The following is a 2,479-nucleotide window of genomic DNA, read 5'->3' as shown; positions in this document are numbered from 1 at the left end:
GGTCTATTATCTGCAAATGCTCGACACACCGGAGGAAAAGGTGAAGTTTGAGCAGATTTATCTGAAATACCGGGGCCTCATGTACCATGTGGCGGAGGACATCCTGCACAACCGCCAGGACGCGGAGGACGCGGTGCATAACGCTTTTTTGCGAATCATCAAAAAATTTTCCAGGTTTCAGAACACTCCGGCAAAGGAGCTGGCCCCGCAGGTTGCGGTCATCGCCAGAAATGAAGCCATTTCGCTCCAGAGGAAGCAGAAGGGAGAAGCCCCGCTGGAAGATTGGGACGGCCTTGCCGAGCCGTCGGAGTCCATCAGCGACTACCATGCGCTGGTGGACAGCTTTGCCCGGCTTCCCCGGACCTACCGGGCCGTTATGGAGATGAAACTGCTGTCCGGGTACTCCGATGGAGAGATCGCCGCCAAGCTGGGCATGAGTAAAACGGCGGTCAGTACCCGGATCAGCCGGGGACGCCGGCTTCTGCGGGATATTGTGGAGCGGGAGGGTTTCTTGTTGGAGGCGTAGAATGTCCTCTGCACCAAAAGGCCGCAAAATTTTTTCAGATACTTTGGGTTTTTCTGTGAGAATCCGCCTCCTCACCGCGTTAAGCATAGTGAGGGGCGGATTTTTGCTTAGCCCGTAAAGGAACCAGGATATGGGCGTCAAAAGTGCAGAGAAAATTTTTTCAAAAATTTTTGAAAATCCTGTGAGAATCCGGCCTCTCGCTGCGTTAATCATAGTAGAGGGGAATTTTGTGGCTGCCGGGCAGTCACGCCCCAGAGCGATACAACGAGAGAGGAGGGATTCCCATGACAGATCAGGCATTGGACGACCTGGCCCGCCGGGTAATGCTGGACACGGCCCGTCTGGAGTACGGTAATCTTCTGGAGGAACTGCCGGAGCATGAATTTTCCCCGGAGTTTGAGCGAAAGATGAAGAATCTGATTCGGCAGGCTGACCATCCTGCCCGGCACAGATTGCTGCGGACCGGGCAGCTTGTCGCGGCGCTGGTAGCGCTCCTGCTGCTGCTCACAGTGGCAACCGCCGCCGCTGGCTATGATATATGGCGGATGCTGGCCGAGTGGACGGCGGAGCAGATCACCCTCGCACCGGGGCAGATCGAATACATAGACCCGGACGACCTACATATCCCAGAGGAGCCGGGAGAGTACACGGATCTCCAAGAGGCACTGACGGCTTACGGCTTAAACCGTTCTGTAGTTCCCAAATGGCTACCAGAAGGGTTTGTGCTGGAAGAACTCATCGTGGATAATGAAAGCAATCCAAATCTAATCGTTTTTGCTTCGCTGTATTGTAGAGGACAAGATACGATTAGCAGTCAAATAAGTATCCACTTGGAATATGATAAACGCACTCACGACAATTTCGGTGATATTTGTAAGGATGAAGGGGACCCAGTCCCTTATGAAGCAGGAGGCATTACCCATTTACTGACTACTAACGCAGGTCGGTCCGTGGCACTTTGGGCCAATGGCCCGGCTGAGTGTTTTATCAATGGAGCTGTTACCACGGAGGAGCTGAAGCAGATGATAGATTCTATTTATGAGTAATGGGTAACATCAGTGAAACGCAATCATCAAATCATCAGGAGGTTACTTTTATGACAATCACACAGATGGTACAGAACCGCCAGCAGCAGCGCATCGGGAAGCTGGCCCAGAAGCAGCAGGGCAAGCCCCATGTCAACCCCTACGGCACGCCCGGCATGAGCCTGAACGACGCCGGCGACTTCCGCAAGATGGTCCCCGTGGACGAGGGCGTGGTGCAGCAGGTCAAGCAGATCGCGTTTGACCACATGAAGAACGGCTACGGGGTCAGCGATGGCGAGGACATCAGCAAGGTCATCCGAGACTACACCATGTCCCTGGCACCGGAACAGCGGCTCAGCGCCTCCTGGACGCTGAATGAAATCTTCCACAGCGAGGCCACCCGGCTGGGCGAGTACGTCCACCAGCAGGACCCCAGCTGGGACTGGGGCAAACCCTTTGACACCAGCATCCTGGACGGCTACCGACAGGGCGTGGATATGCAGGCATAACGCCGGGGGTGCATTATGNAAAAAATCACTGTTTTTATACTTACGTTATCTCTGGCGCTGAGCCTCTGCGCATGTTCCAAAGCAAGCCAGATACCATCTCTCGCAGAAATCGCAGAGAACGGAGCGGAGTGGGGCGGTGAGCAGATCCGGCAGGTGCAGGGCTGTACGTTGGCAGACCTGGAAAAAGCGTGGGGCGAGGCCGACGGCGAACTGCCTGGGGAGTACGCCTACTTCTGGAAGGTGGACGATACCACATCAGTCAATGTGTATTACCACAGAAATGCGGAAATTGAGCATATCACTGTCACTGGCCCGGACGAAGTGAGCGGCGTGGATGATGAACAGCAGATTACTCCAGATGCTCCAGCTCCCCAGCCCGCACAGATGTCTCTGGCGCAGGTGGGCGGCAGCAACTTTGA

3 protein-coding genes are annotated in these 2,479 nt (G+C 54.9%); all 3 read left to right on the top strand.

Annotation, left to right across the window (positions count from 1 at the left end):
• The coding region (locus JX325_RS15345; RefSeq protein ID WP_204791932.1) for an RNA polymerase sigma factor at nt 1-526 on the top strand (526 nt) is incomplete at its 5' end.
• A gap of 284 nt (nt 527-810) precedes the next feature.
• Entirely contained in the window at nt 811-1,572 is a 762-nt protein-coding gene (locus JX325_RS15340) for a hypothetical protein (protein ID WP_204791931.1), read from the top strand.
• Between the two features lie 50 nt (nt 1,573-1,622).
• Nucleotides 1,623-2,060, top strand: a complete 438-nt coding sequence (locus tag JX325_RS15335; RefSeq protein WP_204791930.1) for a DUF3879 family protein — start codon at nt 1,623-1,625, stop codon at nt 2,058-2,060.
• The last annotated feature ends 419 nt before the right edge of the window (nt 2,061-2,479 follow it).

Origin of the sequence: Oscillibacter sp. CU971, assembly GCF_905219725.1 — a bacterium.
Classification (GTDB): domain Bacteria; phylum Bacillota; class Clostridia; order Oscillospirales; family Oscillospiraceae; genus Oscillibacter.
Note: the sequence above shows the minus strand (reverse complement) of the source record. Positions and strands in the feature narration are given on the sequence as shown.